This window comes from Methylocella sp., assembly GCF_044226135.1.
Lineage (GTDB): Bacteria > Pseudomonadota > Alphaproteobacteria > Rhizobiales > Beijerinckiaceae > Methylocapsa.
On the sequence record NZ_JBGAHM010000066.1, the window covers coordinates 1 to 4,504 of the forward strand.

3 protein-coding genes, 2 tRNA genes and 1 pseudogene are annotated in these 4,504 nt (G+C 67.2%); all 6 read right to left on the reverse strand.

Annotated features, from left to right (window positions below):
* Positions 1-359, reverse strand: a 359-nt coding sequence (gene nuoB / locus ACILRB_RS15830; RefSeq protein WP_395667260.1) for an NADH-quinone oxidoreductase subunit NuoB, incomplete at its 3' end; no start/stop codon positions are given.
* Positions 350-715, reverse strand: a complete 366-nt coding sequence (locus ACILRB_RS15835; protein ID WP_395667261.1) for an NADH-quinone oxidoreductase subunit A — start codon at positions 713-715, stop codon at positions 350-352. The genes ACILRB_RS15835 and nuoB, both read right to left, overlap by 10 nt.
* A 328-nt stretch (positions 716-1,043) precedes the next feature.
* Positions 1,044-1,120: transfer RNA gene (locus ACILRB_RS15840), tRNA-Asp, on the reverse strand.
* A 270-nt stretch (positions 1,121-1,390) separates the two neighbouring features.
* Positions 1,391-1,466: transfer RNA gene (locus ACILRB_RS15845), tRNA-Val, on the reverse strand.
* 166 nt (positions 1,467-1,632) lie between these two features.
* Positions 1,633-4,050, reverse strand: a complete 2,418-nt coding sequence (lon, locus tag ACILRB_RS15850) for an endopeptidase La (protein WP_395667262.1) — start codon at positions 4,048-4,050, stop codon at positions 1,633-1,635.
* A gap of 196 nt (positions 4,051-4,246) precedes the next feature.
* Positions 4,247-4,504: pseudogene (locus tag ACILRB_RS15855) on the reverse strand (ATP-dependent Clp protease ATP-binding subunit ClpX); the annotation flags it as partial.

Genomic DNA, 4,504 nt, shown 5'->3' on the forward strand with positions numbered 1-4,504 from the left:
TAGCGCGGCTCCGGCATCTGGTCGTAGACCTTGCGCAGGGCGGGCGCCATCTTGTTGGTGAGCGTGCCGGCGACGATCATCACGTCGGACTGGCGCGGCGAGCCGCGCGGCGCGAAGCCGAACCGCTCGACGTCGTAGCGCGGCATGGAGGCCTGCATCATCTCGACCGCGCAGCAGGCGAGGCCGAAGGTCATCCACATCAGCGAGCCGGTGCGCGCCCAGTTGATGAGCTCGTCGGTCGAAGTGACGATGAAGCCCTTGTCGGCGAGCTTGTCGTTGATCGACCGGAAATAGAGATCCTCGGGACGCGCCGGCCGGTCGGACGCCGGATCGATCGCGACGGGCGGATTCAGTCCCATTCCAGCGCCCCCTTCTTCCACTCATAGACGAAGCCGACCGTGAGCACGCCGAGGAAGACCATCATCGACCAGAAGCCGAGCGGCCCGACCTGATGGAAGGCGACCGCCCATGGGAACAGAAAGGCGACTTCGAGATCGAACACGATGAACAGCAGCGACACGAGGTAGAACCGCACGTCGAACTGCATCCGCGCGTCGTCGAAGGCGTTGAAGCCGCATTCATAGGCCGAGAGCTTTTCGCTATCCGGCGCCTTGAAGGCGAGCAGGAAGGGCGCGACGAGCAGCGCGCCCGAGATCACGGCGGCGACGGCCATGAACACGACGAGCGGCAGATATTGATCGAGAAGGCTCGGCATTCGAAAGCTCTCGGACGAAGCTTCGGGACGCTCTTGCGAGCCGCCGCTGGGGCGGGCGGCGCAGGGAGAAAGGCTTCCGTCACGCCGTCGAGCGATGCGTAGCCCAGCAGCCTTCGCAGCGCAAGATGATGTTTGAAAGACTTCTAAATCAAAATCCGTCATGGCGCCGTCCGCGCTGGACGCGGTCCGGCAGGCTACGCAATCAGTGGGATGACGAAGCGGGACGCTGGTTCGCGCGGCGCCGCGCCGCAGCCGGCCGCGGGCGAAAGTCTGGCGACGGGGAAAGACCGGCGACGAGGACAGGCCAGCGATGGGAAAGGGCCGGAAATGGCGAGAGAGACGGGACTTGAACCCGCGACCTCCGGCGTGACAGGCCGGCGCTCTAACCAACTGAGCTACTCCCCCGCGGACCGTCGCGCCGTGGCGCTGCGAACCGGAGAGCAGCCGGATAGGGCATTTGGCCCCGGTAAGTCAAGCGCCGAAGCGTCGCCTTCTGGCTTCGCGCCCGAAAATTCTGCGCGGCGCCCGGGCCGTCAGGCGAGCCAGGCCGGAATTTCGGCGCAAAATCCGGCGCCGGCCGCCGGACGCAGGCCAGGGCCGGTAAACGACGGAGCGGCGAGTGACAGCGCAGGGAGGGAACGCAGGAAGGCGCAGCGCGGCGCAGGGCTGCGGCGCTGGTGGGCGGTGACGGGCTCGAACCGCCGACCCTCTCGGTGTAAACGAGACGCTCTACCAACTGAGCTAACCGCCCGGCGCCGCGAAGGCGCGGCGCGGGCCTCGGATCGCACAGCTTTCCGCCGCGGTCAACGCGGGCCGGCCGCGGGCCGCGCCGGCTTCGCGGCGGAAAAAAGGCCGCGGGAGCGCCGCGGCCCTGAGCATCGCGCGCCGGGCCGCCGGCCCGACGAATCATTGTCGCGTCAATGCGCCACGGCGCCCGAGGCGTCGTCGTCGGAGGCGAGCCCGCGCGCGGGTTTCAGGTCCTCCTCCCAGACGATCGGCTGCGGCTGGCGCACCAGCGCATGGGCGAGCACCTCGTCCATGCGGGCGACGGGCACGATCTCCAGCGCGTTCTTGACCGAGTTCGGGATGTCGACGAGGTCCTTGGCGTTTTCTTCCGGGATCAGCACCTTCTTGAGGCCGCCGCGCAGCGCCGCGAGCAGCTTCTCCTTCAGGCCGCCGATCGGCAGGATGCGGCCGCGCAGCGTGATCTCGCCGGTCATGGCGATGTCGCGCCGGATCGGGATGCCGGTGATGATCGACACGATCGCGGTGGCCATGGCGACGCCCGCCGACGGCCCGTCCTTGGGCGTCGCGCCCTCGGGCACATGGACATGGATGTCGCGCCGGTCGAACAGCGGCGGCTCGATGCCGAAGTCGACCGCGCGGGAGCGCACATAGGACGCCGCCGCCGAGATCGACTCCTTCATGACGTCGCGCAGATTGCCGGTCACCGTCATGCGGCCCTTGCCGGGCATCATGACGCCTTCGATGGTCAGAAGCTCGCCGCCGACCTCGGTCCAGGCGAGGCCGGTGACGACGCCGACCTGGTCTTCGGATTCGGCCTCGCCGAAACGGTAGCGCGGCACGCCGAGGAAGTCCGGCACGGTGTCGGCCGTGACGCTCACCGACTTGACGTCGCTCGTCAGGATCTGCTTGACCGCCTTGCGCGCGAGCTTGGAGATCTCGCGCTCGAGGTTGCGCACGCCGGCCTCCCGCGTGTAGCGGCGGATGGCCATGATGAGCCCTGCGTCGTCGATGCTCCATTCCTTGGGCGCGAGGCCATGCTTCTTGAGCGCCGCCGGGATCAGGTGGCGGCGGGCGATCTCGACCTTCTCGTCCTCGGTGTAGCCGGCGATGCGGATGATCTCCATGCGGTCCATCAGCGGCGCCGGGATGTTCAGCGTATTGGCGGTGGTGACGAACATCACGTTCGAAAGGTCATAGTCGACCTCGAGGTAATGGTCGTTGAAGCTCTGGTTCTGCTCGGGGTCGAGCACCTCGAGCAGCGCCGACGACGGGTCGCCGCGGAAGTCCATGCCCATCTTGTCGATCTCGTCGAGCAGGAACAGCGGGTTCGAGCTCTTCGCCTTGCGCATCGACTGGATGATCTTGCCGGGCATCGAGCCGATATAGGTGCGCCTGTGGCCGCGGATCTCGGCCTCGTCGCGCACGCCGCCGAGCGACATGCGCACGAATTCGCGCCCCGTCGCCTTGGCGATCGAGCGGCCGAGCGAGGTCTTGCCGACGCCGGGCGGGCCGACGAGGCAGAGGATCGGCCCGGCGAGCTTGTTGGCGCGCGTCTGCACGGCGAGATATTCGAGGATGCGCTCCTTGACCTTTTCGAGGCCGAAATGCTCGGCGTCGAGCAGCTCTTCGGCGACGACAAGGTCCTTCTTGACCTTGGAGCGCTTGTTCCACGGGATCGACAGCAGCCAGTCGAGATAGTTGCGCACCACCGTCGCCTCGGCCGACATCGGCGACATCTGGCGCAGCTTCTTGAGCTCGGCCTGGGCCTTGTCGCGCGCCTCCTTGGAGAGCTTGGTGGCCTTGATCCGCTCGTCGAGCTCGGCGAGGTCGTCCTTGCCGTCCTCGTCGCCGAGCTCCTTCTGGATCGCCTTCATCTGCTCGTTGAGGTAGTACTCGCGCTGCGTCTTCTCCATCTGGCGCTTGACGCGCGTGCGGATGCGCTTCTCGACCTGCAGCACCGAGATCTCGCTCTCCATGAGCGCGAGGCATTTCTCGAGGCGCTTCGCCACCGAAGAGGTCTCGAGCACCGTCTGCTTGTCGGCGATCTTGACGGCGAGATGCGAGGCGATGGTGTCGGCGAGCTTGGCGTAGTCCTCGATCTGGGTGACCGCGGCCGCGACCTCGGGCGAGATCTTCTTGTTGAGCTTGACGTAGCCCTCGAACTCCGAGACCACCGAACGGGCGAGCGCCTCGACCTCGACCTTGTCGAGCGGGTCGTCGGCGATCACCTCGGCGTCGGCCTCATAATAGTCGTCGGTGCGGGTGTAGCCCTGAACCCGCGCGCGCACCTGGCCCTCGACCAGCACCTTGACCGTGCCGTCGGGCAGCTTCAGGAGCTGCAGCACGGAGGCGAGCGTGCCGGTCGAGAAGATCGCCTTGGGCGCAGGATCGTCGTCCGAGGCGTTCATCTGCGTGGCGAGCAGGATCAGGCTGTCGGTCTTCATCACCTCTTCGAGGGCGCGAATGGATTTTTCGCGGCCGACGAACAGCGGCACGATCATGTGCGGGAAGACGACGATGTCGCGCAGGGGGAGAACGGGATAGCTCTCGACCGCTCCGGGGGGTGCAGGCTCGCGCTTCTGGGTCATAATGGTTCCTAACTCGAAACGCGCTCGGCGGGGAGGAGGCGGACCCGCTCGGGGGGCGCCGATGGTTTCGGCCTGACGGCGTGCGGCTCTGATTGAGTTGACAGAGGTTCAGATGTCAGATGGAGGCCGCCGGGGAGCGCCGCAAGCGCCCCGACGCGGAGTTGACGGCGGCGGGGAGAGGCCCCCGCCGCGCGCCTCAGGCGCTGGCGCCGGTCTTCTCGTTGCGCTCGGCGTAGATGTAGAGCGGGCGCGACTTGCCCTCGACGACGTCGGGGCCGATCACCACCTGCTCGACGGCGTCGAGGCCCGGCAGGTCGAACATGGTGTCGAGCAGGATGCCCTCCATGATCGAGCGCAGGCCGCGCGCGCCGGTGCGCCGCTCGATCGCCTTCTTGGCGACAACGTTCAGCGCCTCCTCCTGGAAGGTGAGCTCGGTGTTCTCCATCTCGAACAG

Bases quoted from the DNA above. Each gene is read 5' to 3' on its own strand.
- ACILRB_RS15835 (WP_395667261.1), bottom strand. From the start codon at position 715: ATGCCGAGCCTTCTCGATCAATATCTGCCGCTCGTCGTGTTCATGGCC.
- lon (WP_395667262.1), bottom strand. From the start codon at position 4,050: ATGACCCAGAAGCGCGAGCCTGCACCCCCCGGAGCGGTCGAGAGCTAT.